Here is a 24451-nt window from a genome sequence, read left to right on the forward strand (position 1 = left end):
GGTCCAGGATTTATTCTTCGGAAGTATATCTTATCAAACTCATAGGAAAACAGAATGTACACTAATTTCTTGCCCAATTCCGAATTTCTATTCTAAGGTCAAATATAATGCTATTCTATCCATTTTTTCTGAAGGAAACTCCTTAATTTTTGCCAATTCTTCAAATGTGGCTATTTTCTCATGGAGCAGTCTATAATTAACGATCTCCCGGGCCAACTCATAATCCAGGTATGGAACTGAAGCTATTTCCAAGACAGATGCCTTGTTAATATTGAACATTGGCACCTCTGGTTTTGCTAGAACAGTATAGGTATTCAAAAGCTCCTTTCTGGCTTCCCCACTCAAACCATAAATATCCTTCAACTGAAGATCTGATACAAAACCACCTATTTTCGATCTATATTTTATTATTCTGGCCGCCAAGACTTCACCAATTCCTTTAACCTCCATAAGATCTTCTAGAGAAGCTGTATTTAATTCTTTCTTATTGAAATTAGATGCTACGGAAACTTTTCCCTGATTTTTGTAGCCATTCTTTTTTGGATTATTCACCCAGTCTGGAAATTTAAAATATGGAGCGATTTTATCCAGCAAACTATCGGAAACAAGTGTGACATTTTGAAATTCTTCAGCAGTGTTCACCCATTTATCGGTTCTTCGGAAATCATGCAATCTATCTATTTCCTCTACAGACATTCCCAAGGTATAACCCTTATAATCTGTGATTAAATTTGGGTTGAATGGATAGATCTTAATTTCCCTTTTTTCCAGAGCGATTTGCTTTAAAGAATCTACTTGTTTCTGAAAATGGACAATCCTGGCTGAATCTTCTTTCGGAATGCTATTTTCAGATTTAAAATCCACGAATAAATAGACCAGTTGGAAAACTATTATAAGCAACACCAATATAAAGATCCCATTCCGCTGGCTTTTACTAAAGATAAAATGTGACCTTAAATTACTCATATATAATGATTTTCAGATAAACCAGAGCATTAAATTAAGTCATTTTTTTAAAATTATCAATACGGGAAAGAACTGAAAATATAAATCCCACATTGACTTTAGTAGCAATGTGGGATTTATATAACAGAATATTTTATTTATTTACATTTTCTTTTGAAGATCATCCGCACCTTCATCTATCGCTTCTTTCTTAATATTTATAGCCTTCAAATACTTGGTTAGTTCCTTTTTAATTACCGGGGTTAAAAACAATACTCCAATAATATTTGGTACCACCATTGCAAAAATCATCGCATCAGAAAAATCTATCACTGCACCTAAACTAATAGAAGCACCTATCACCACAAATACTAGGAACATTCCTTTATAAACCAGGTCTGTAATTTTTCCTTTTCCAAAAAGGTAAATCCAACCCTGCATTCCGTAGTACGACCAAGAGATCATGGTAGAAAAAGCAAATAGAATTACCGCTATTGTTAATATAACTGAGAAATGTGGGATCACACTATCAAAGGCCACCGCTGTAAGCTCTACACCTTCTGTAATTGGCACTCCGTATGTCATGAAGCCGCCTTCCAAGTTTGTAATAATAATTACCAAGGCAGTCATGGTACAAATAATCACAGTATCTACAAAAGGTTCCAATAGAGCTACAATCCCTTCACTCGCTGGATATTTTGTTCTAACCGCGGAGTGGGCAATTGCAGCAGATCCAACCCCTGCTTCATTAGAAAAGGCTCCACGACGGATACCTTGTATCATTACACCAATTAAACCACCTGCTATTCCCAGTCCAGAAAATGCGCCTTCATAAATCAATCCAAAAGCATCATCTATTAAATGCCAATTAGCTGCTAGAATAATAAGTGCCGCCAAAACATAAATACCTGCCATAAAAGGCACCACTTTTTCTGTTACACTTGCAATTCTTTTAATCCCACCAATAATTACTACAGCTACTAAAGCTGCCATAACCAAACCAAAATAAAAACCTGCATTTCCACCAGCTAGGTCAAAAAGCTGAACAAATTGTGCAGCCGCTTGATTCGCCTGAAACATATTTCCTCCACCAAATGATCCACCAATTACAAAGACAGCAAATACAACTGCAAGTATTTTACCAATACCCCCGAATCCTTTTTCCTTAAGTCCTTTGCTGAGGTAATACATGGGTCCACCGTACACAGTACCATCTTCACCAACATCCCTATATTTTACCCCTAAGGTACATTCAGCAAATTTAGAAGCCATCCCTAATAGTCCTGCCAGTATCATCCAGAAGGTAGCGCCAGGGCCACCTATTGAAAGTGCTACAGCCACACCGGCAATATTCCCTAATCCAACTGTCGCCGATAAAGCAGCAGTTAATGCCTGAAAGTGGGAAACTTCCCCATCTGCACTGTCATCCCTAATTGTCTCAATTATATTTTTACCTTCATTGGGCGTTACATCCCCATATAGCGTACTTGCCCCATGCTTTTCAATATCCTCATAATCACCCTTAACTACTTTAAGTGCAGTAAAAAAACCGGTTACATTAATAAACTTAAAGTAAATGGTAAAATACAATGCACCCCCAATTAAAACTATAAGCACCCAAGGAATTTGATAATATTCAGAAAAGGGAATTTCGTAAAATATCAAATCCACAAACCAGCCTGTATATGCACGAAAGGTTTCATCTATTGCTTGTGACGTGGTTTGTTCCTGAGCGAAAGTTAGTAATGGAGTTATAATGGCAAATAAGGAAAATAAAATTTTCTTCATTATTACTTGAGGTTTATTGGTTTAAAAGTTTACAAAAAATTGAAGCGCAAGATGAATAAAATTATCAGTAATTCAAATTTTTACTAGTTAAAATGTTAAATATTTACTAAACGTGATATATTTGTTTCAACTTATCTATTTGGTTTGGCCTACCAATCAAAATCAATTTGGAGTCTTTCTTTAAAATCATGGATGGCTCTGGATTTACAATATATTCTCCTTCCGCAGATTTATATCCAATTATGGAACATCCGGTTTTTTTACGAAGGTCCAAATCCATTATAGCCAATTCCTTACCATCGGTACATATTTTCTCAAATGGCACTTGCTCGACATTTATACTATCATGTTCACCAGAAACCGAAAGATTATCTAAAAATTCCACTAAATCTGGAACTACCACTAAAGATGCCATATGGTCTCCCCCTATCTTGTCTGGCATGATCACATTGTCTGCCCCCGCTAATTTTAGTTTTTGATAACTAGACTCTTCTGTAGCCCTACTTATAATTTTAAGTTTTGGGTTAATCTGCCTTGCCGAAAGCACAATAAATAGGTTATCGGCATCCCGGGGCAAGGCACAGATTAAGGTAGTAGCCTTTTCGATTCCGGCCTTAATCAACACCTCATCTTCACTTGCATTTCCATGTATAAATAATAGGTGCTCTTCTGAATATCTGTCTACGATTTCCTCATTGAGTTCAATAATTACAAATGGCTGCTTGTAAGCCAATAATTTTTGAACGGCTTGTTTTCCATTTCTTCCGTAACCACAAACCACTACATGATTTTTCATTGATTTTATCTTTTTCTGAACTTTTTTCTCCCTTAAATTTCCAATATTATTTTTACTGAAAACATGTTCTGTAATTACCGAAAATGCGTATCCCAAAATAAAAACACTCAATAAAATAAGCACCGATGTGAACATCTTTTCTGCAGGATCCAAAGGCCTAACTTCACCATAGCCTACGGTAGCAACAGTTATCACAGTCATGTAAATAGCATCTATCCATGTATAGCTTGAAAAATATCTAAACCCTAGCACTCCTGATAGAAAGACTATCAAAACCAATAGTAAAGCCCAGAAAATTTTAGAATTTATAATAAATTTCATAGATCGAATACCGAAGTACGTTTAGTATAGACCATATCTTTTAACTTAAGCCAAAAAGCAAATGTTAGATAAAAGGCAAAGCCCAAGCCTAAAGTTGCAAACGAAAGATAGATAAAAAAAAGTCTTATGGTTTTGGCGCGCATACCAAGTTTATCTGCCAAGCGTGAAGAAACATAAAAGCCGTTTCGCTCAAAATAATGCCGTATGGAATATACAAGTTTTAACACCTTTCAAATATAACCATTATTCTATACCAATCCTTGAAGAAGTTTTGCTCCAAGACCACATTGCAAACAGGCATTTTTATCGCAATATTCATTTTTAAGCTGAAGTAAAGCTTGAGAATGATATGCGTTGGTAGCGGTTTTTGGCCTTAACCCATTAAAATCTTCTATGATCGAATTTTTCTCGGGCCTGATTTTTTGAACAATTTCAAGCGTTTCGGAAGTCTCCTTGTCTCCCGTTTCCTTCAGGTAGCAATACTTAAAAGGAACAATGGTATTAATGTGTAAAAGATCGATGAAATTTGGGGTGAGCTTCTTTTTTCTGTTTTTATGATCCTTTTTAAAGGTATAGTGAGTGTCCCAAAATTCCGAAGTATTAGAACTAAAAAGACGATACATTTCTTCTTTGCTGTTGCAATTAACAACTTCGGAAAACAAATGCGGAATGTTGCTATAAAGCTGTGCTAATTGCGAAAGCCTGATCATCGGAAAATTATCTGGCCTCAATCTAAAATATTGAGGCACTATTACGGAAGCATTATCCAGTTTGAATTTTTGTCTCAAAAACTCATATTCAGATTTTAGAGAAGTGAAATAAGGTTGATCTAGCTTTTCATTTAATAAACCTGCTTGACCAAAAAACAATGCTTCCATTTTAAAAGAGGAATTCCCGAGTTTTTGGATCACTTTAAAATCTATACTGTTTGCAATACTTTCGAAAGCATCTCCATTTACTTTTAGCCCGAAATTCCTAAAAAGCAATTTAAAAAGGACTTCCTCCCAGTTGTTGCTGGAAGCTTTCAGCATTTTTAGAATCTTGATCGACTTTTTCTCCAGCCGCTCCAAATAGACCCGATCCAACCAGTTATACAAGGTGAAATCATCGAAAAGATGGAAATCCTTTTCGCAGTTGATCCATTTTTTAGTGCCATTCGCAAGTAAAGAGTTATACTTTTCAAGAGATTCGGGATGCACTAGATTCTTTAATTCCAAAGTTGGGATTGCAGAATTATCTTTTCTAAAAACCTCAACATCATCTTCCCAAACTACATGCAGGATCACATTGTCGTAATTGGGATCTGTTTCATGCCGGTGTAGGTACCAGTCTGAAGATTTTATATGAATCTCTACATTCCCTGCCCAAAGCTGCTGATCTATTTCAATCTTCGCATTAAAGAAGTCGGGGCCGGAGTTGTGGTTATGGCTCCCTACACCTATAATGGATAAATTCGAATTATTGGTGGTTCTAGCCTTACCAAAATCGAACTTTTTGAATTTCCAGAGATAATGTAGAAAGTCTTCTTGCATCAAATAAATGTAATAATTTTACAAATATCTACCTGATGCTTAGTGTGTTAAAATAAACAGAAATTGCTATGGCAACTTTTTAAAAACCTCATCAAAAAATAGATCCACCCAAAGTTTGTACATTTTACCGCTTGGATGCAAACCATCGCTGGCTACAAGAGACCCATCAGATTTTGCCATTTTTGAGATTGGCGTAATGTTATAGAAGGAAACATCAAACTGATTGGCTACTTTTTTTAGAACAGTATTAAATTCTGTTATTTCCCTACCAATTTCTTCAGCATTTGAAGCTCCAAAAGGAGTAGCTCCATAATCTGGAATGCTTACCACAAACACCCCCTCTTTTCCGGTTTTAGAAGAAGCTATGGCTTCAGTAAAAATGGTATTGAGATCTGCTTCGTAATCTACTATGGATTTGTTTTGATATTGATTGTTCACCCCGATTAAAACAGACACCAAATCATATTTCTCGTTGCCGAGATTGGCATCCATGGCATTCAATAAATTATCTGTGGTCCAACCGGTTTTCGCAATGATCTTGGGAGAATTGATCTTTACCTCTTTGTCCCGCAATTGTCCAACTAGTTGTACGGGCCAACGCATATCTTCTGCAACGCTTTCCCCAATCGTGTAGGAATCCCCAAGTGCCAAATAACCCAAATTATCCGGGCTATCCTGAATCTCACTTTCTTCAGGCTTTAAAGCTTCTGAAGAACTACTACAACTCATCATAAATATGAGCAAGCCAAAAGCAACTAAAACTGATCTCATTGGAAATTGATTTGTGGTGGGAATGTAATTTATTTTTGAATATGAACAATCCACTTTAATAAACTTATAAGAGTTCAAATTATTATATTTATTGAAATTTAAATTATGAAATACATATACTTTCTTCTCCTCATTCTATTTGCTGGAAAAAGCATTGCCCAAGAAAAAAATAATGCAGAACTCTTTTTGGATAATTTAAAAAACCACTGCGGAAAAGCATTTGAAGGAAAACTAGATGAATCAATAAAAAACGATAGTTTTTCTGGCAAAAAACTAAGCATGTATGTTTGGAAATGCGATGATAACACTATTAAAATTCCTTTCTATGTGGAAGATGATAAATCCCGCACTTGGATTTTAACTTTGGAAGAAGATCGCATAAAATTAAAGCACGATCATAGGCATGAAGATGGCAGTGAAGATTCTATTACTCAATATGGAGGAATAAGTACAAATGCCGGCTTAGAAAACCTTCAGTTTTTCCCTGCAGACGAAGAGACCGCTAAACTGATTCCAGCTGCAGCATCCAATGTTTGGTGGATCACATTAAGTGAAGACACTTTTTCCTATAATTTAAAAAGAATTGGCACCGAAAGACCCCAATTCACAGTTACTTTCGATCTTACTAACCCAATTGATATTCCTGGTACCCCTTGGGGAGCGGAATAAATTGAAAAAGTAAGGAGCCTGAATAGTTTAAATCTTTCACATCAAGCTGAGCTAGTTTCAGCTTCTAATTGAATAAATGATCAATTAGTTGAGATCCTGAAATAAATTCAGGATGACGGATTTTTAAACTTTTCAGACTCTTTAAAATTTATAAAAATTGGTTTAATCTATATAACCCATTTTCTTCATCCATTCGTCATTGAATATTTTTCCCACATACCTGCTTCCATGATCATGGAACAATACCACGACCACATCCTCTTTTGTGAAATGTTCTTTTAATTGAAGGAGTCCTTTTACGGCCGCTCCAGCACTATTCCCAAGGAACATCCCTTCTTCTTTTGCTAATCTACGGGTATAAACGGCAGCATCCTTATCGGTTACTTTTGTGAACCCATCTATCAATGAAAAATCTACATTTCCAGGAAGAATGTCTTCTCCAATTCCTTCGGTTACATAAGGGTAAATTTCATTCTCGTCAAAGATTCCGGTTTCGTGATATTTCTTGAAAACAGATCCATAGGTATCTATTCCCCAGATTTTGATATTCGGGTTTTGCTCTTTCAAATATTTACCAACCCCAGAAATAGTTCCACCTGTCCCTACTCCAACTACGAAATGTGTGATTTTTCCATCGGTTTGTTTCCAAATTTCTGGACCTGTACTTTCGTAATGTGCTTGAGCATTCGACGGATTATCATACTGATTTACATACCAAGAATTTGGCGTTTCTTCAGCCAAACGTTTGGAAGTGGAATAATAGGACCTTGGATCGGTTGGTTCCACATCGGTAGGACAAACCACCACTTCACTTCCAACAGCCCTAAGAATATCCATTTTTTCCTTGCTTTGCTTATCGCTGATCACGCAAATCATTTTATATCCCTTGATAATGGCTACAAGGGCCAATCCCATTCCTGTATTTCCGGATGTGCCTTCTATAACAGTGCCCCCAGGTTTTAGTTTCCCACTAGCTTCCGCATCCTCGATCATTTTTAAAGCCATTCTATCCTTTGTGGAATTTCCCGGGTTAAAAGTTTCGTATTTAGTCAATACCAAGGCATCGATCCCTGCAGTGAGCTTGTTCATTTTCACCAAAGGCGTATTCCCAATGGTTCCTAATATATTTTCAGCGTATTCCATAGTTTATTTTTGAAAGCGCAAAGGTACTCTTCACAATAGCACTTTGCAAGGTTTTAAGTAAATCTGTAATTACCGTTTCTTTCAAATTAATCGAATTTCATCGCTTTCACCGGGGAGATCTTGGTGATTATTAAGGAAGGGACCATTAACATAAGAAGACATAAGATGAGGGTTCCAATATTTACGCCAAGAATATATTCCCAACCAATATGCACAGGCACTTCGGTAACATAATAGGTCTCCGGGTTTAAAGGAAAAAGTTTAAAATACTTCTGAATAAACAAAAGCCCCAAACCTATTAGATTTCCCCAGAACAATCCGAGCAAAATTAAATAAGAGGCGTTATAAAGAAAGATCTTCCTAATACTCCAGTCGCTACCACCAAGCGCTTTTAAAATTCCAATCATTTGGGTGCGCTCCAAAATCAAGACCAAGAGCGCAGTGATCATGTTGATCCCGGCAACCAAGATCATGATCCCTATAATGAGTGCGATGTTAAAATCGAATAAAGAAAGCCACTCAAAAATAGAAGCGTATTTCTGTTTGATCGTTTGGGTATCCAAAAAAGAACTGGTGTTATCATACACCTGGGCTCCTTTAAGATCCAATTCATCAAAATCTTCGATAAAAACCTCAAATCCACCAACCTGATTTTTCTCCCAACCATTTATTCGTTGTATATGCCGAATATCAGAAAGCATATAAAGCTCATCAAATTCCTGAAACCCGGAATTGTAGATCCCTTTAATTTTAAAAGCTCTTAACAATGGCGGTCTGCTCGCATCTTCCCGAAGAAAATAGGTGATTATCTTATCCCCCACTTTAAAACCCAACCTATTGGCGATATATTGAGAAATAAGGACATCTTCATTTAGCTTATCAACATAATCCGGCAATTCCCCTTCTACTAAAAAGTCGGCAAAATTCTCCCATTTATAGTCGGCTCCAACCCCTTTTACGATAATACCTTCAAAATCGGTTTCTGTTCGTATGATACCGGCCTTTGTAGCAACCGCCTGAATATGAGTAATACCATTAACCGACTTGAATTCAGGATAAAAATCCTGTTCAAGAGAAACCGGCATTAAAGAAACCTGGGAGCTGTTATTATCGTAGCTCTGAATGGTGATATGCCCATTAAAAGCAGCTATTTTTTCACGTATCTTAACCTGAAGTCCTATCCCGGTAGCAAAGGAAACCAACATCATGATCACCCCAATGGCGATTGCCGCGATTGCAATTTTTATAATTGGTGCCGAAATACTACTTTTATACTTCTTGGCCCGGATAAGCCGTTTGGCTATAAAAAATTCAAAATTCAAGATAGATTCATGGTTTATAGATTCTTCAAAAATACATTTTTATTCGCTTTTATACTTAGTGTTTCCTGCGGAAGAAGTACGGGACAAATCAATTCTGAAGATACCGTTACCGTCAAAGAAATAGATTCCGTTATTTCTGCTGAAAAAAGCACCCCTAAGTTAGTATTAGGTGCCAATAAAACCGAAGCATATTTACCATTGCTGAAGAACAAAAATATTGGGATTGTAGGCAATCAGAGTAGTTTGATAATGAGCAATTCTGATAAATTAGAAACTCCAACCTACACCCATTTAGTGGATTCTTTGGTATCCTTAAATTTAGAGGTCGTAAAGGTTTTTGCACCAGAGCATGGCTTTCGTGGTACTGCTGATGCTGGACAAAGAATAAAGGATGGAAAAGATGTAAAAACGGGACTTCCCATTATTTCCCTCTACGGAGACAATAAAAAACCAAAACCAGAGCAACTAAAAGATATCGATATAATGATATTCGATCTTCAAGATGTGGGTGCTCGATTCTACACCTATATTTCGTCCCTTCATTATGTGATGGAAGCCTGTGCGGAAAACAACATTCCGTTAATTATTTTGGATCGGCCCAATCCTAATGGGCATTATGTGGATGGCCCGATTCTAAATCCAGAACATAGCAGTTTTGTGGGAATGCATCCAGTTCCGGTAGTGCACGGATTAACACTAGGGGAATATGCACAGATGATCAATGGTGAAAAATGGCTAAAAAATGATGCTCAGTGCGATCTCCAAATTATTAAAATGGAAAATTATACGCATGATCTAAAGTATGAGCTTCCAGTAAAACCCTCTCCAAACTTACCGAATGCCAAGGCTATTAATCTATATCCCAGTTTATGCTTTTTTGAAGGTACCAATGTGAATGCTGGTAGAGGAACCAACAAGCAATTTCAGGTATATGGATCGCCTTATCTAAATAAAGAAATCTATAAGTATTCGTATACGCCGGAATCTTTAGAAGGTGCAAAAAGCCCGAAACATCTAGGGAAACTATGTTATGGAGAAGATCTAAGCGAAACTTCCTGTTTGAATGAAATCAATTTGGAATGGCTTATCGATGCCTACAAGAACACCTCAAATAAGAAAGAGTTCTTTAATTCATTTTTCACAAAACTTGCCGGTGGGACAGAGCTTCAAAATCAAATTGAAGCAGGAGTTACTTCCGAAGAAATTAAAAAAAGCTGGCAAGCAGGATTGAAAGAATTTAAAGCGAAAAGATTACAATATTTACTTTACAAATAAGGGATCTAAAAATATAAAAAAACCATGTATTTCTTTTCGTCTAGTAAGCTAACCTCTCCCTCTCGTCATCCTGAGACCCGTGATAAAAAAAATTATCTAGCGTAGGGAATTAACGTATTTTTCATATAAGCTTATGGGATGCTGAAACAAGTTCAGCATGACGACAATTCCCCATCGTCACCCTGAACTGGTTTCAGGGTCTTGGATTCACAAATAAATAAAAATACGTCAATGGTAACTTGTTTCAGGATTTTATTCCACACTAAAAAAGGAGGTTAAAAAACATAATTATAACTGGTAAAACCAATTATTACTTAAAGTGGGTAATCAGCAAACTTGCCACGAATACACGAATATTTTTTTAAATATTTAGTCAATCAAGAACCTCGGGGCAAGCCCACGAGGTATGCATGGGAAAATAATTTTAAAAATTCGAGGCAAGCCTCGAGGAATTAAACTCCTCAATGAGGGATTAAAAAATTGATACTGCTAATTATTTCAACTTGATCCTTCTTTTCATTTCTTCAACTATATTATAAGCTGCAGGGCAAATAGCGGTATTGTGTAAGGTGATGGTGGAAATCTTATGGAAATCTTTTCTATCGGTATGGGGGTATTCCCTACAAGCTTTTGGTCGCACCTCATAAATAGAACAATAATTATCGTCGCCTAAAAAGGTACAAGGAACTTGTTGCAGCACATGATCATTATCTTCATCTACCCTTAAATACGTTTCAATAAATTGTGCCGGTTTTTGTCGAAAATGCTTCGCGATCCGTTCTATATCCTTGTTGGTAAATAATGGCCCTGTGGTTTTACAACAATTCGCACAGGTAAGACAATCTGTACGCTTAAATTCTTCTTCATGTAGTTCCTGCATCTGAAGATCCAGATGTTTTGGTGGTCTTTTCCGAAGCTTAGCGAAGAACTTTTTGTTTTCGTTATGCTTATCTTTGGCCTTTTTCGGGAGATCCTTCAAAATTTCTTCCATAAGCGCAAAGATATGAAGAAGCAAGAAAGCAGCAAGGCTGCAATAGATGTGTTTGGGAAAGCTATTTCGGCTTACTATCATGACAAGGATGAAACCCCTATTCTGGTTCATTCCCCAGATTTTGATGATGATGAAATCTTGGTTCCCTATCTATTCAGAGATTTTAAAGAGATGCCGGAGTTGGAACAAGCCGCTTTGGAAAAGGCAGCAGGAAAAGTTCTGGATGTAGGATGCGGCGCAGGAAGCCATGCTTTATTTCTTCAGAATGAAAAAAAACTAGCAGTTACTGCCATCGATATTTCTGAAGGAGCTTTGGAAATTTGCAAAGCGAGAGGAATCAAAGATGTAAGGAACATCGATTATTTCGATCTAAAAAATGAACAATTCGATACTATTTTGTTATTGATGAATGGCACGGGAATTATTGAAAAATTGGAGAATCTCGATCGATTTTTTCAGCATTCAAAAACGCTGTTATCGAAAAATGGGCAAATTTTAATAGACTCCTCAGACCTCAGTTATTTGTTCGATCCAGATGAAGATGGCGGAATTTGGATAGATCCAGAAGCTCCTTATTATGGAGAATTGGAATTTCGTATTAGTTATAAGGGAGAGTCCTCGCCATCATTTAATTGGCTTTATGTAGATGCCACGACCTTGTCCAATGTTGCAGAAGAAAATAATTTCAGTTTTGAAATATTAAAAAAAGGAGAACACTATGACTATTTAGCGGTGTTAAAACCCTTATAACCGTAAGTTCGTAAATATTTTCTGAAAGTCTTATCCTTATTAGTTTCGATAATTATATTTAATTTAGACCCCTCCATAAATTAGAAAATATCATGAAAACCCCTAAATTATTACTCCCTTTTTTATTTTTTCTTTTAATAATAGGATGTTCCAAAGATTCTGCAAATCCTGATGATGGAACTTTAGGAGTAGATAAAAGTGCTAATTTAAAAGCATTAGGAGCCTCTGCCAACGAACTTCTAAGCGATGCCAAATTCACCTCATTGACTATCGAAGTCGTATATGTAACAGGATTTAAACCAACCGAGGCAGCACTTAATAACCTAACACAATTTTTAAGTAACCATACTTTTAAACCAGATGGGTTAACAATCACCACCCGAGCAGTGGCCAGTTCTAATAAAGCGCCATTTTCTATTGAAGAGATTGCGCAGATAGAAAAAGATGAACGCCTTGTTTATACTACTGGGGACGAAATAGCGGTTTTTATTTATGTGGCAGATGGAAGCAATGAAAATGATGAAAACAATAAAGTGGTTTTAGGTTCTGCTTTTAGAAATACATCTGTTGTTCTTTACGGTAAGACTATAGAAAATATCTCCAACAATTCCAATTCTACAGCTAAGAGTGATTTAGAGTCTGTAGTCTTAAATCATGAATTTGGTCATCTTTTTGGATTGGTAGATGTAGGATCACCTATGCAGGTAAATCATGAAGATTCAGAAAACGAAGCCCACTGTAATGTAGAGGGGTGTTTAATGACTGCCAATATTGAGTTTGGCGGGAGTATTATAGATATGGTTGACACTAATATTCCAGAATTGGACGATTTTTGTATTAATGATCTGGCTGCCAATGGCGGAAAATAATTGAGGTTGCCTGAGAATTAATTAATACATGTACCTTCCAAAATACATGATTAATAATTTATGGTTTTCTGGTAACCTTCGGTTGTTAGCGTTTTTAATAATAACGGTGATGTCATGCCGAGACTGTCGAAGCCAACATGTTTAAATTACAAATCAAAGACTTCGCTAAGCTATTAACGTGGTTTTTATTTATTTGCGAATTATAGACCCTGAAACCAGTTCAGGGTGACGAAGCGGTATTACCGTCATGCTGAACTCGTTTCAGCATCTCATTATGTCAATTTCCTACGCTGGATAAAATTTCTTATCACGGGTCTCAGTCTGAAACGCTAACATTGCTGGATTTGGAATATTTTGTCATCCCGATGAAGGCTATCGTGTGGACACAATTATTTACTAGTTTAAGGGATTAGCATTAATTTTACTCAAAAAATGAGAAGGGGGTTCACAGGCTTAGGGGATAAACGTTTGGTTTATCGGGGCAACAAGATTTTATCGGACCTGTTCAGCAAGAGCGTCCATTCGATCCGTCAGCTCGGCAGGAACGAATCAGACGCAAAGGCCGTTTACCGTTTTTTGCAGAACGATAGGGTCAGTGAAGAAGATATAGTAGAGAACCTGGTACATAATTGCCAGATGGCTTGTGCGGGCAAATTTGTTGTCTGTATCCAAGATACCACGGAGGTCAACCTAAGCAGCCATGGTAATAGGATCAACAAAGATGGCTTTGTGGGCACGACCAATGCGAAGAATTCCCAGGGACTGGGGTTCTTTGTCCACCCAAGTTTGGTCTTGGATGCCGTGAGCGGCACCCCCTACGGCTATTCTGATATTAAGATCTGGAACAGGTCCTTGGACTTCAAATCAAAGCATGAAAGACAGTACGGCAAGCTGCCCATGGAAGAAAAAGAGTCCTATAAGTGGATAGAGGTGTCCAAAAACACACAGGCCTCACTAAGGGACGTGGTAGCGGGAATGGTGATCGTACAAGATAGGGAAGGGGATATCTACGAACAGTTTGCAAGCATACCAGATGCACGAACAGATCTATTGATAAGGGCCCGTGCGGATAGGGCCTTGGCGGATGGGTCAAAATTGTTCAGCTGCCTGGCGGACCAGCCCTGTCAAGGGTCCTATGAGGTACAGGTGGATGCCTGTGCAAAGACCAGAAGGAAAAAAAGGACCGCAAAAATTGAAATCAGATATAAAGAGGTAGAACTGAAAAGGACCAGGGCGGCCAGCAAGGCAGTGGCGCCCAGCATAAAACTATATCTGGTGGAGGCCAAAGAGGCTAACCGGACCGGGCCGGACAGGGTGTGCTGGAGGTTATTGACAAGCCTGCCCATAGAGACCCTGGAAATGGCAGAAATGTGCGTGGAATGGTATAAGTGGAGGTGGACGATAGAAGAGGTGTTCAAGATATTGAAAAAAGAGGGCTACAATATCGAGGCGTCAGAGCTGGAGCATGGGTCATCGGTAAGAAAACTGAGCTTGTTGATAATGGAGGTCATCATCCAACTGTTCTTGATGCGGCTGGCGTATGCAGTACCAGAAGGAGAGATGAGCGCCGATAGCTGTTTCACGGAAGAAGAGCAAGCGTTTTTAGAGCACCAGATAATAAGACTGGAAGGTAGGACAGGGAAACAAAAAAACCCGTACAAGGAAAAAGGGCTAAAAAGATATGTTTGGGCGATAGCTAGACTTGGCGGATGGAAAGGCTATGAAAGCAAAAGGCATCCCGGCATAACGACCCTATGGATAGGACTGAAATATTTTAAGGCGGCCATGGAAGGGTGGACGATTCATAAAGATGTGTCCACACGATAGGATGAAGGAGGGATCTCTTTTTAAATGAAATCTGCTTCCCTGAAATCCTTTGACAGGTCCAGTTAGATAAGCACGATTTATTATTTCCAAATTTAGAATTAGAAGAATCAATATACTTTCTCCCCATTAACAAAGGTTTGTAACACTTTAATATTTGGGATTTCTCCTTCCTTAACTTCCATGATATTTTTGTCCAGTATTATGAAATCGGCAAATTTACCCGCTTCGATACTGCCTTTTTCATCTTCCTCAAAATTAGAGTACGCCGCCCAAATAGTCATTCCTTTTAAAGCTTCTTCCCTGGATAATGCTTGCTCCATTCTATAACCCTCCTCTGGATAGTTTTTGAGATCTTTTCTAGCAGTAGCAGCATAAAAAGTATAGAACGGATTTACTTCTTCCACCGGAAAATCTGTTCCCAGAGCAACAATTCCTGCTTGATCTAGCAGTTTTTTAAAGGCATATGCTCCTTTAATCCTATCGGCTCCAAGTCTATCTTCTGCCCAATACATATCGCTGGTAGCGTGAGTTGGCTGTACAGAGGGAATAATATTTTTACTGAAGTATTTAAAATCTGCCGAATCTATTACTTGCGCATGTTCTACGCGCCATCTACGGTCGCTCTTTCCCTTCAATAATTCATCATAGGTTTGAAGCACTAGGCTATTAGCTGAATCCCCAATGGCATGTGTGTTCATTTGAAACTTGGAATTGGCTATTCTTTTAGCCGTTTTCTTAAAATCTGCTACCGGAGATAACAAAGCCCCATAATGACCTTCAAGATCTGAATATGGTTCTTTTAAGGCTGCTCCCCTAGATCCCAAAGCACCATCTCCATAAAACTTTATAGAACGCACATTTAACCTTTCTGTTTTAATAGGCTCCTTATCCAAATAAAAATCGAGGTTATCCTTCGTATTGCTCACCATTGCATAGATACGGGTCTCCAAACTTCCGGCTCTTTGTAAACTATCCATCAGCTGAATTGTTTTCTTATCTATTCCAGCATCAACGACCGTGGTTAAGCCATAACTAAAACAGATTTTTTGAGCATCCAGTAAAGCCTGGATTTGCTCTTTTTTTGAAGGTTCTTCTATAGCATCATACACAAGACTCATGGGATTATCTATTAAAATCCCTGTAAGTTTTCCTTTCTTAATTTCAATTGCGCCACCTTCCGGAGAGCTATTTACTGTAACCCCTGCCTTATCCAACGCCGCTTGGTTTGCCAATAAGGCATGACCATCTATTCTTGTTACAGCAACAGGAGTATTGGGAAATAAACGATCTAATTTTTCTTTAGATGGAAATTCTTTTCTTTCCCAATCATTCTGATCCCATCCCCTACCGGTTATAAAAGCTACATTTCGCTCTTTTTGAAAAGCAACTATACGATCCACAACTTCATCAAAACTCTTGGTTCCTGTTAAATCCACCTTTTGTTGTTGCAAACCCATTCTATAAAAATGCGCGTGCGCATCTATGAATCCAGGGAGAATGGTTTTTCCTTCCGCATCCAATTTTTCTTTGAAATCGTATTTTTCCAGAAGTGCTTCAGAAGATCCTGATTCCAGAAATTTTCCATTTCTTACAGCAAAGGCTTTGGTAATAGCAAAAGTGGAATCTACGGTATATATATTTCCGTTATAAACTAAAAGATCTGCTTGTTGTTTTTCTTCAGAATTACAGGAAATCAGCAAAACGAGGAGCATTCCTAAAAAGGGTGATTTATTGAGCATATTTAATATTTTTCATAAAAATAGCTAATGTGATCCAAATGGGATGTTTTATTGAGGATGTTTCAGCAGAAATCGCTTCAGAAAGTAGTTATAAAATTCAAACTTGAGAACTTTCAACAAAAAAGGATCGAAATTAGAAATCTCGATCCTTTAAGTTATATAAATATGAATATTATCTTAATCCAACCGCTTCTAAAATTGCTTCCCTAATACTGGAATTGGCAGCAGCTGCCAAAGCAACAGAGATTATAAGTCCAATCATTGCATAAGCAAAATCTTTAAAGATCATTTTTCCTGCTTTCTTGCGATGTTTTTTACCTTTCTTATTTCGGGAAAGGCTAATTGCTATTTCCCTACCTCCAATTACCCCAAGGAATAACCAGGTTGTACTCATAGGTACGGTACTAATAAACAGCTTATATATAAGTAAGATCACATACGTAGCATCTACTAAGGTTGCCGCACGAATATCTGAGATCCTTGCTTTTTCACTTACTACTTTCTGAATTTTATCGCCACGTAAATAAAATAACAAACCAAGTCCGGCAAAAATGGTGATGGCAAAAATAATAAATTGGGTTAAGCTTTGCTGCCTTGGTAGATATACCGCAATATTCGCCCCATCCTGCATTACCCATACCGCCCATAAAGAACCACTTACTATCCATTGTACGATATTCCAGCCTTTATGAAACTTTCTATTCTTAAAAAACGTCTTAATTAAATTATAGGAAAAATACCATACTGCAAAAGACAATATAAATGCCATTGCATAGCCCGATAAACTCTTCGCTACTACGGAAGTGATCCCAGAAGTATCTGCACTAAATACCGATAAAATTAGAAAAGTGGTGGAAACCGGCATTCTTAATCTTGTTAAGATCAACAATACCAAGGGAGCTATAATTTGAAAGAAACTAAAGTTTTCCGGATGCGGATATTTTGTAGTGCCATCGGGTTTTAAAAGTCTTTGAAAGGTAACATCCCCATCAAAATAAACCCAACTAGAGATTACCGTAACAAGAAAAATCCCGCCAATATAAAGCCATAATACCCACCATCTCCTGGTCTTATTACTTTCAATAAATGTTCCTAAGGACTGGATACTATCATTTGCAACGGTAGCGTAGGCTGCAAAAAAGAAACCAAGCCACATAGCCGCTTGGCTGTTACCGGTAAAAATACCAGCTAAAACAATTCCAATAATTATTAGCGCCAAAAATGCCTTTTCCTGAATCATGAAATCCAAAATATTCAGGTATGGACGCGATCTGTCGCTTCTTTTAAACTTTGCCATCTAATTAGGGTATTTGTGTTTAATAGGAAATGAATTAAAAATTATAGAGAATGGGTATTTTACCTTTTTTGATATATTGGGCTCAAAAATAAACTTTTTAAATTAATAAAGAATCATTAATCGACCAATGACCTTAATTGATGTTTTAATTAAATAATGAAATAACAATCAGTGTTTTATAACAAAATAAAAAGGGCTGTCCAATAAGAACAGCCCTTTTGTTTTAGGTAATAAGAGATTATTTAATTGCTTGTCCGTAAAGCATCCTAAACTGAAAAAGGACGTCATTCTGTTCCGATAGCTACCGGAATTGTTTTAGAATCTCACCACATTTTAAATCAACACAATAAATGAGACCCTGAAATAAATTACCATTGACGTATTTTTATTTATTTGTGAATCCAAGACCCTGAAACAAGTCCAGGGTGACGATGCGGAATTGTCGTCATGCTGAACTTGTTTCAGCATCCCATCAACTTATATAAAAACACGTCAATTTCCTACGCTAGATATTTTTTTATCACGGGTCTCAGGCTGACGAAAGAACTATTAGGACAAAAAACGGATATACATTTATTTATAATCAAACTTATAGGTTGCACCCGCCATTACCTGAATCCCTTGCACCGGGAAATTGGACCAGCGTTCGTAAGAATCCCCCAATAAATTATTCCCTTTCGCGAAAATAGAAAGCTGATCGTTGAACCTGTAACCTACATTTAAATTAAGGTCTGTAAATCCATCCAAAGTTATGGTTCTTGTTCCTATTGCGCCTCCTCCATCTATTGTTTCCTCCCTATCCTTACGTTCTCCTGTATAAAACAAGTTGGCTCCTGCAAACCACTTTTCGGTAATCTGATAATCCATTAAAACAGATGCCTTCATTTCTGGTAAATTCCAAGCTTCTGCCTGAAAATCGGAATTATAACTATAGAACGAACCTCTTACCCCTAATTTAAAATCCCTATTTACATCTACATTGATCTCTCCATCAAAAGAAAGTGTTTTAAGGTCATCGTAAACTACCCCAAATGAATTTCCAAAGGCATAATCTTCGGTGCTCGATGGATTGCTTAAATTCGCCAAATATAGTGCCTTATTGATTTCAGATTTGTAACCTCCTTTTAAGTTGTAGCCAATACTGTTGGTAAGTTTACCTTTTGCTCCCACATACGCATCATAGGACTTATCTGTTGGGGCTATGTTTAAAGTAGGTGAAACAAATGGATTTCCTTGTGCGAAATTATAATAGGTATTCTGGCTTAAACCTCCTTCCAATCCGGCATATGGAATAAAGTATTCTCCTGCCAATCGGTAACTAGCAGTCACTTGCGGATAGATATAAAAACTATTATCGCTATTTTCTGTATCCAATCCATACACGAAAGATGCTCCTAAATTTAAAGTTAGATCATCCCTTAAGATCAATAAGCTTGGTGTAATCCCGAAGATCATTTGTGAATATTTCAGTTCATTTGGATCGTTGTACCCTTGGTCGAATTTTCCGCTCAATACATCCGCAAAGACTTTTGTGCTTATTAGTTCGTCTGCAATGTTCACTTCAAAAGCGCCATCGGCTTTAAAGTTGTTTTCAGCAGAATCATAAGAATCCCCGAAATACCTATATTTCGCCGATGCCTTGTTCAAAAAAGAATCATACAACTCCAATTCTCCTCCAAGGCTTCCTGAAAAATAATTTTGTGTAGGATCTATTGCATAAACAACTTCATTTGAAAAATTTCTTTGTTCGGGTAGCCCATACCAGTTGAACAATTGGTGCTGCAATCCTAATTCGGTATTCCAATTGCTATTCTTGTTTTTAGAACTATAATTTAAATTGAGTTCTGTGTCGTAATATTTATCGTCCAACCTCACGTCTTCAATCCCTCCTTGTGAAGAATTATGGGTGAGATACACCCCGAAATTATCACTTTTACTGATCTCTAAATTGCTATAGAACTCAGCTAGCACATTGGAATAGGTACCAAATCCAAGCGTGACATAATTATCGTACAATTTTATCCTTTTTTCTCTTTCTACTTTGGTTGCACGTCCTTTTGAAGGTGTGAAGGTTGAAGCCACAGGCACAGAGAAGATACTGTACTTTATAGGTTTCTTTTCCAAGCTTACAGAATCTCCCAAAACCGGGATTTCCTTTATTTTAAACGCATCGTTCACAGAAGGCGTATAAGGCTTTACAACAATCACCGTTTCATTGCCCAAAGGTTTATCCTGGGCTACTATAACACCGGTAAATAAAAATGACAATAAAAACAGGCTTCTTTTAATTGAAGGGGTTTGCATATTGAGGTACTTAAATGTTAGTTTGATAATTTTAATTTCTTGTGTCTACAGAAGCATTGGTCTTCGCTTCCATTGCCTTAATTTTATTCAATTCGGTTTGTGCTTCTTTCACCACATCTGGATATTCCTTAAAATTCTTGATCACGTTATCCAAAATATAGGTGGCTTGGTACGCATCTTTTAGAGCATAGAAATTCTTGGCCATCACCACCAATCCTTTTGCCCCGTAGAATTTATAACCGGAATAATCCTTTGCCAATTTTTGAACAGATTCGTTGGATCCTTTAAAATTGGAGGCCTTATTTTTGAAATATGCATCATAATAAAGTGCTTCTGCAGCTAATTCCCCGGTAGCAATTTTAAGAACTTCTGCATAAGCGTTCTTCGCTTTATTCTCATCGCCGGTGCTAAAGGCAGATCTTGCGATGATCACTTGTGCATCAGACTTTACATTGTTTTCTATGGAAGAATTTTTAAGCACTTTTTCAGCATAAGAAACCGCTTTTCCATAATCTTTCAATTCATAGTAAGATTTCATTAAATTCGATTGAGCGTAGATCACATTCTGATCGAAATCTGCTTCATTTTCCAAACGTTGCAATAATGGCAACGCATCTTGGTAATTCCTCTTTTCTAAGTAGATCTGGGATAATCTCGCCAAGGCTTGTTCAGAAAACTCACTTCTTGGCTTGTTTACCACGAACTTATAATTAGAAATAGATTTATCTTTTTGATCGTCCCTAAAGTAAAGCTGTGCTAAATAGAAGTTACCCTTCAAAGAATTTAACCCATTAGGAAAGGTTTGCAGGTATTTTTCCAATCCTGTTTTCGCCGCAGCAGTGTTGTTGTTCAAGTATTGTTTTTCTGCAGCTTCAAAAGTGGTATTATCAAGATCGGCATCTGTAACTTCAACAAAATCCACATTTCTTACCCATGCAGCATATTCATCGGTTTTTCCAAGATCTATATAGATCAATCTCGCAGTTGTAACTGCTTGTAAAGATTCCGGCGTATTTGGATAATCTGCAACTACTTTCTTGAAACGTTCCAAGGCTTTGTTTGCCTGGTCACCATTATAATAAATAAGACCTTGCTTTAACATTGCCTGAGGGACAAAAGCACTTCCCGGAACATCACGAATCAATTTATTATAGGTTTCTATTGCCTTGTTTGTATTGTTCATGGCAACATAGGTGTTCCCCAACTCATACATCGCATCGTCCCTATAAGAAGAACGCGGATATTTATTGGTAAAACTACTTAGCTCTTCGACCTTGCTCTCGTTTCTATCTACAAAACCATAACTAATGGCTTTTTGGTACGCAGCATAATCTGTATTTCCAAGGTTCATATCTATAGCTTTGGAATAAGCTTGCATTGCAGGCCAGTATTTACTGGTCACAAAATAGGTGTCTCCCAATCTTGTGTAGGCATCGTTTCTCCTAGCATTATCTTTTTCAGAATTATTGGCGTACCTATTAAAGAAATCGATCGCCTTTCCATATTCTTTTTGTTTGAAATATGCATAGGCAATATTATAATCCAAGTTATCTTTTTCTGTTAAGCCGGCACTTGCACTCATGGAGTTAAACTCCTGATATCCTCTTAAAGCTTCTTGCATCCTATTTAAGTTGAAATTGCTTTCTGCTTTCCAAAAAACCGATTTTGCAGAGATCTCTGGATTCACTTTATTCTTTAAGGCTTTATCGAAATTGATGCTCGCATTTCTATAATCTCCATTTTCGTATAATTCAAGCCCATAGAAATATGCCACTTTTTGATACGCTCCCTTGTCGCTGAAGTTCTTATTGGTTTCCAACAATTCCATCGCCTTCTCATAATTTTTGGAGGTGATAAAAGAATCTATCAACAAAGTTTCCATTTCCGCCTTAACAGCAGTGTTTGGATATTTATTCAAGTAATTTATAATTACTTCTGAAGGGCTCATATAACTGTTACCAACTTCATAACTCAATTTTGCATAGTTTAAAAACGCATCTTCCTGCAGCTTGGCATCAAAATCCATTTCGCTTGCATTCTTAAAAGCATTTAATGCTTCCTGTTTTTTATCTAAATTCAAATACGACTGAGCCAAGTGGTAATATGCATTTTGGGCGATGCTGTTATCCCCATCAATAATTTTATTGAATTCAGAAATTGCGCTTTCATAATCCCCTTGCTTGTAATAGGCATACCCCAATTGATAATAATCGGTATTTGTCCATTTTCCGCGTAAACCTTTGTATTCTTTTAGATATGGAATGGCTTCTTCATATTTTCCAAGGTTAAAATAGCTTTCCCCTATAATTTTATTTAGCTGGGAAATCTCTCCTCTATTTGCTGTTGGAAGTTGTTCCAATCCTAAAGCAATCGCTTTTTCAAAATTTCCAAGCTTAAAGTTCATATCGCTTTGGAAATAGGAAAGGTTTTCCGAATATCTGTCTTCTCCCTTTACTTCTTCAAAAAGTTCATTTGCTTGCTCATAATCGTCCCCTTCATAAGCCATATATCCCAAATAATATTTGGCCTGTGCACCATATTCCTTGGAATCGCGCACTTTGTTTAAATAGGTGGCCGCTTCCTCAAAATTATTGGAAGCGTAGTAGGCATACCCATTGTTGAAATAATACCGCTCCTTATCGGCACGGCTCATCCCCTTTTCGTCTACCTTATCGTACCACTTTCGGGCGTAGGAATACTTCCCTGTTTGGAAGTAATAATCGGCCACATCTATAAAAGCGGTATTTCGTTTAGTGGAAGTTGGGTAACGCTCCACAAAATCTTCCATTAACTTATCTGCACCAGGCTGACCTAACCTCACTGCGGCATTTGCAATGTAATAAGCACTGTCTGAAATAATTTTTTCATCGTCGGCTTCATCCTTTACCTCATCGAACAAGGTTTGAGCCGGTAAATACTGCTCATTGTTATAAAGCTCTAAAGCTTTATTGAACTTTACCAGATCATTTGTATTGATTGCAGATTGCTGTGCAAAAAGTGAAGAAAAAAATAGGAAGAAACCAACAAAAAGGGATGCGGAATATCGTGTCATTAATTTTTTTTTAGGTTGATGAATCAAAGATACTTAAACACTTATTTCATAACGCAACATCGTTGTGATAATTATGTTAATATGAAAAAAAGTGTTTTGGCGTTTTCTTAAAACTGTATATTTACCAATAATTTTAACCTATATAACCACAACCGTACCATATGTCCAACATTGTCCTAGAATTAAAAAATGCAGCCATCTATCAACGGGAGAGTTTAATATTATCTGAAGTAGATGTAACCATCTACAAAGGGGATTTTGTGTATTTAATTGGAAAGACCGGAACAGGGAAAAGTAGCTTTATGAAGACACTTTATAGGGATCTTCCGCTTACCGAAGGAGAAGGGAGTATTGTAGATTATAATCTTAGAACGCTAAAGGAAAAGGACATTCCCTTCCTTAGAAGAAAATTAGGTGTGGTTTTTCAGGATTTTAAATTGCTGAATGACAGGAATGTTCGTGAAAACCTGAATTTTGTATTGAAGGCAACTGGTTGGAAAGAGAAACCCGCTATGGAGCACAGGATCGATGAAGTTTTGGATAAGGTAGGGATGAAGACTAAAGGTTTTAAATTTCCATATCAACTTTCCGGTGGGGAGCAACAGCGAATCGCCATTGCCCGTGCACTTTTAAATGATCCCGAACTTATACTTGCCGATGAACCTACCGGAAACCTGGATCCGCAAACTTCTGTGGAGGTTATGGAGGTGTTGCAGGAAATAAGCAAGAACGGAAATACCATTTTAATGGCTACCCATGATTATGCCTTATTACTGAAGTATCCTTCCAAAACATTGAAGTGTGATGGCGAACGGGTTTTTGAGGTGGTACAGAAATCACTTTAACACTTTATCATTCTGAAAGAGCTTTTCGCAATTGAGAATCTCAGAGAAACGAGATTCCTCCTTCGTCGGAATGACACCGCATCCGCAATAAACGTCAAGCTGAACTTGTTTCAGCTTCCAATAAGTTCCCAGATCCTGAAATAAATCCAGGATGACGATCCTTCGATAGGCTCATGATGACATAAGTGCGAATGTCATTCTGAAAGAAACGAAGT

19 protein-coding genes are annotated in these 24451 nt (G+C 37.3%); 6 read left to right on the plus strand and 13 right to left on the minus strand.

Features of this window, described 5'->3' with window-relative positions:
• Positions 1–87 precede the first annotated feature (87 nt).
• From JM83_RS01935 to JM83_RS01960, 6 genes are all read right to left on the minus strand, one after another.
• Positions 88–966, minus strand: a complete 879-nt coding sequence (locus JM83_RS01935; protein ID WP_144958852.1) for a ComEA family DNA-binding protein — start codon at positions 964–966, stop codon at positions 88–90.
• A gap of 141 nt (positions 967–1107) precedes the next feature.
• On the minus strand, positions 1108–2733 hold the full coding sequence (locus JM83_RS01940) for an alanine/glycine:cation symporter family protein (protein ID WP_144958854.1): 1626 nt from the start codon (positions 2731–2733) through the stop codon (positions 1108–1110).
• 106 nt (positions 2734–2839) lie between these two features.
• Complete coding sequence (locus JM83_RS01945; protein WP_144958856.1) at positions 2840–3850, minus strand: potassium channel family protein; 1011 nt, start codon at positions 3848–3850, stop codon at positions 2840–2842.
• Positions 3847–4077 (minus strand): PspC domain-containing protein, encoded by a 231-nt coding sequence (locus tag JM83_RS19345; protein ID WP_144958858.1) that lies wholly within the window; start codon positions 4075–4077, stop codon positions 3847–3849. The genes JM83_RS01945 and JM83_RS19345 overlap by 4 nt, the downstream gene beginning before the upstream one ends.
• Positions 4078–4098: 21 nt before the next feature.
• A complete protein-coding gene (locus JM83_RS01955; protein WP_144958860.1) occupies positions 4099–5382 on the minus strand; it encodes a DUF2851 family protein in 1284 nt (427 codons plus the stop codon).
• A gap of 66 nt (positions 5383–5448) precedes the next feature.
• Positions 5449–6153 carry an SGNH/GDSL hydrolase family protein gene (locus JM83_RS01960; protein ID WP_144958862.1) on the minus strand — a complete coding sequence of 235 codons (705 nt, stop codon included), beginning with the start codon at positions 6151–6153 and terminating at the stop codon, positions 5449–5451.
• Between the two features lie 105 nt (positions 6154–6258).
• Between JM83_RS01960 and JM83_RS01965 the strand changes: the two genes are divergently transcribed.
• Entirely contained in the window at positions 6259–6822 is a 564-nt protein-coding gene (locus tag JM83_RS01965; RefSeq protein ID WP_144958864.1) for a hypothetical protein, read from the plus strand.
• 162 nt (positions 6823–6984) lie between these two features.
• On the opposite strand, the gene JM83_RS01970 is transcribed toward JM83_RS01965, so the two are convergent.
• Complete coding sequence (locus JM83_RS01970; protein ID WP_144958866.1) at positions 6985–7965, minus strand: PLP-dependent cysteine synthase family protein; 981 nt, start codon at positions 7963–7965, stop codon at positions 6985–6987.
• A gap of 86 nt (positions 7966–8051) precedes the next feature.
• Complete coding sequence (locus tag JM83_RS01975) at positions 8052–9287, minus strand: ABC transporter permease (protein WP_144958868.1); 1236 nt, start codon at positions 9285–9287, stop codon at positions 8052–8054.
• 9 nt (positions 9288–9296) lie between these two features.
• Here JM83_RS01975 and JM83_RS01980 point away from each other — a divergent pair, with 9 nt between their 5' ends.
• Positions 9297–10562 carry an exo-beta-N-acetylmuramidase NamZ domain-containing protein gene (locus tag JM83_RS01980; RefSeq protein WP_144958870.1) on the plus strand — a complete coding sequence of 422 codons (1266 nt, stop codon included), beginning with the start codon at positions 9297–9299 and terminating at the stop codon, positions 10560–10562.
• 493 nt (positions 10563–11055) lie between these two features.
• On the opposite strand, the gene JM83_RS01985 is transcribed toward JM83_RS01980, so the two are convergent.
• A complete protein-coding gene (locus JM83_RS01985; protein ID WP_144958872.1) occupies positions 11056–11553 on the minus strand; it encodes a YkgJ family cysteine cluster protein in 498 nt (165 codons plus the stop codon).
• A gap of 12 nt (positions 11554–11565) precedes the next feature.
• Here JM83_RS01985 and JM83_RS01990 point away from each other — a divergent pair, with 12 nt between their 5' ends.
• The 3 genes from JM83_RS01990 to JM83_RS02000 all read left to right on the plus strand — a co-directional run bounded on the left by JM83_RS01990 (position 11566) and on the right by JM83_RS02000 (position 14999).
• Complete coding sequence (locus JM83_RS01990; protein WP_144958874.1) at positions 11566–12303, plus strand: class I SAM-dependent methyltransferase; 738 nt, start codon at positions 11566–11568, stop codon at positions 12301–12303.
• A gap of 92 nt (positions 12304–12395) precedes the next feature.
• Positions 12396–13172, plus strand: coding sequence for a hypothetical protein (locus JM83_RS01995; protein ID WP_144958876.1), 777 nt, complete (start codon positions 12396–12398; stop codon positions 13170–13172).
• Positions 13173–13604: 432 nt separating this feature from the next.
• On the plus strand, positions 13605–14999 hold the full coding sequence (locus JM83_RS02000) for an IS4 family transposase (RefSeq protein WP_144958878.1): 1395 nt from the start codon (positions 13605–13607) through the stop codon (positions 14997–14999).
• 107 nt (positions 15000–15106) lie between these two features.
• Here the strand turns inward: JM83_RS02000 and JM83_RS02005 are convergent, their stop codons facing one another.
• The 4 genes from JM83_RS02005 to JM83_RS02020 form a co-directional block, all read right to left on the minus strand.
• Positions 15107–16738 carry an amidohydrolase gene (locus tag JM83_RS02005; RefSeq protein ID WP_144958880.1) on the minus strand — a complete coding sequence of 544 codons (1632 nt, stop codon included), beginning with the start codon at positions 16736–16738 and terminating at the stop codon, positions 15107–15109.
• Between the two features lie 172 nt (positions 16739–16910).
• On the minus strand, positions 16911–18035 hold the full coding sequence (locus JM83_RS02010; RefSeq protein WP_144958882.1) for a hypothetical protein: 1125 nt from the start codon (positions 18033–18035) through the stop codon (positions 16911–16913).
• Positions 18036–18608: 573 nt separating this feature from the next.
• Positions 18609–20339, minus strand: coding sequence for a TonB-dependent receptor domain-containing protein (locus JM83_RS02015; RefSeq protein ID WP_144958884.1), 1731 nt, complete (start codon positions 20337–20339; stop codon positions 18609–18611).
• A 31-nt stretch (positions 20340–20370) separates the two neighbouring features.
• Entirely contained in the window at positions 20371–23391 is a 3021-nt protein-coding gene (locus JM83_RS02020) for a tetratricopeptide repeat protein (protein WP_144958886.1), read from the minus strand.
• 161 nt (positions 23392–23552) lie between these two features.
• Between JM83_RS02020 and JM83_RS02025 the strand changes: the two genes are divergently transcribed.
• A complete protein-coding gene (locus JM83_RS02025; RefSeq protein ID WP_144958888.1) occupies positions 23553–24236 on the plus strand; it encodes a cell division ATP-binding protein FtsE in 684 nt (227 codons plus the stop codon).
• Positions 24237–24451: the final 215 nt, after the last annotated feature.

This window comes from Gillisia sp. Hel_I_86 (genome assembly GCF_007827275.1).
Classification (GTDB): Bacteria; Bacteroidota; Bacteroidia; order Flavobacteriales; family Flavobacteriaceae; genus Gillisia.

Coding starts and splice junctions, on each gene's coding strand:
- JM83_RS01970 (WP_144958866.1), bottom strand. CDS start 7,965: ATGGAATACGCTGAAAATATATTAGGAACCATTGGGAATACGCCTTTG.
- JM83_RS01940 (WP_144958854.1), bottom strand. CDS start 2,733: ATGAAGAAAATTTTATTTTCCTTATTTGCCATTATAACTCCATTACTA.
- JM83_RS02010 (WP_144958882.1), bottom strand. CDS start 18,035: ATGGCAAAGTTTAAAAGAAGCGACAGATCGCGTCCATACCTGAATATT.
- JM83_RS01945 (WP_144958856.1), bottom strand. CDS start 3,850: ATGAAATTTATTATAAATTCTAAAATTTTCTGGGCTTTACTATTGGTT.
- JM83_RS02005 (WP_144958880.1), bottom strand. CDS start 16,738: ATGCTCAATAAATCACCCTTTTTAGGAATGCTCCTCGTTTTGCTGATT.
- JM83_RS02015 (WP_144958884.1), bottom strand. CDS start 20,339: ATGCAAACCCCTTCAATTAAAAGAAGCCTGTTTTTATTGTCATTTTTA.
- JM83_RS02020 (WP_144958886.1), bottom strand. CDS start 23,391: ATGACACGATATTCCGCATCCCTTTTTGTTGGTTTCTTCCTATTTTTT.
- JM83_RS02000 (WP_144958878.1), top strand. CDS start 13,605: ATGAGAAGGGGGTTCACAGGCTTAGGGGATAAACGTTTGGTTTATCGG.
- JM83_RS01995 (WP_144958876.1), top strand. CDS start 12,396: ATGAAAACCCCTAAATTATTACTCCCTTTTTTATTTTTTCTTTTAATA.
- JM83_RS02025 (WP_144958888.1), top strand. CDS start 23,553: ATGTCCAACATTGTCCTAGAATTAAAAAATGCAGCCATCTATCAACGG.
- JM83_RS01965 (WP_144958864.1), top strand. CDS start 6,259: ATGAAATACATATACTTTCTTCTCCTCATTCTATTTGCTGGAAAAAGC.
- JM83_RS01960 (WP_144958862.1), bottom strand. CDS start 6,153: ATGAGATCAGTTTTAGTTGCTTTTGGCTTGCTCATATTTATGATGAGT.
- JM83_RS01985 (WP_144958872.1), bottom strand. CDS start 11,553: ATGGAAGAAATTTTGAAGGATCTCCCGAAAAAGGCCAAAGATAAGCAT.
- JM83_RS01980 (WP_144958870.1), top strand. CDS start 9,297: ATGGTTTATAGATTCTTCAAAAATACATTTTTATTCGCTTTTATACTT.
- JM83_RS01990 (WP_144958874.1), top strand. CDS start 11,566: ATGAAGAAGCAAGAAAGCAGCAAGGCTGCAATAGATGTGTTTGGGAAA.
- JM83_RS01935 (WP_144958852.1), bottom strand. CDS start 966: ATGAGTAATTTAAGGTCACATTTTATCTTTAGTAAAAGCCAGCGGAAT.
- JM83_RS01955 (WP_144958860.1), bottom strand. CDS start 5,382: ATGCAAGAAGACTTTCTACATTATCTCTGGAAATTCAAAAAGTTCGAT.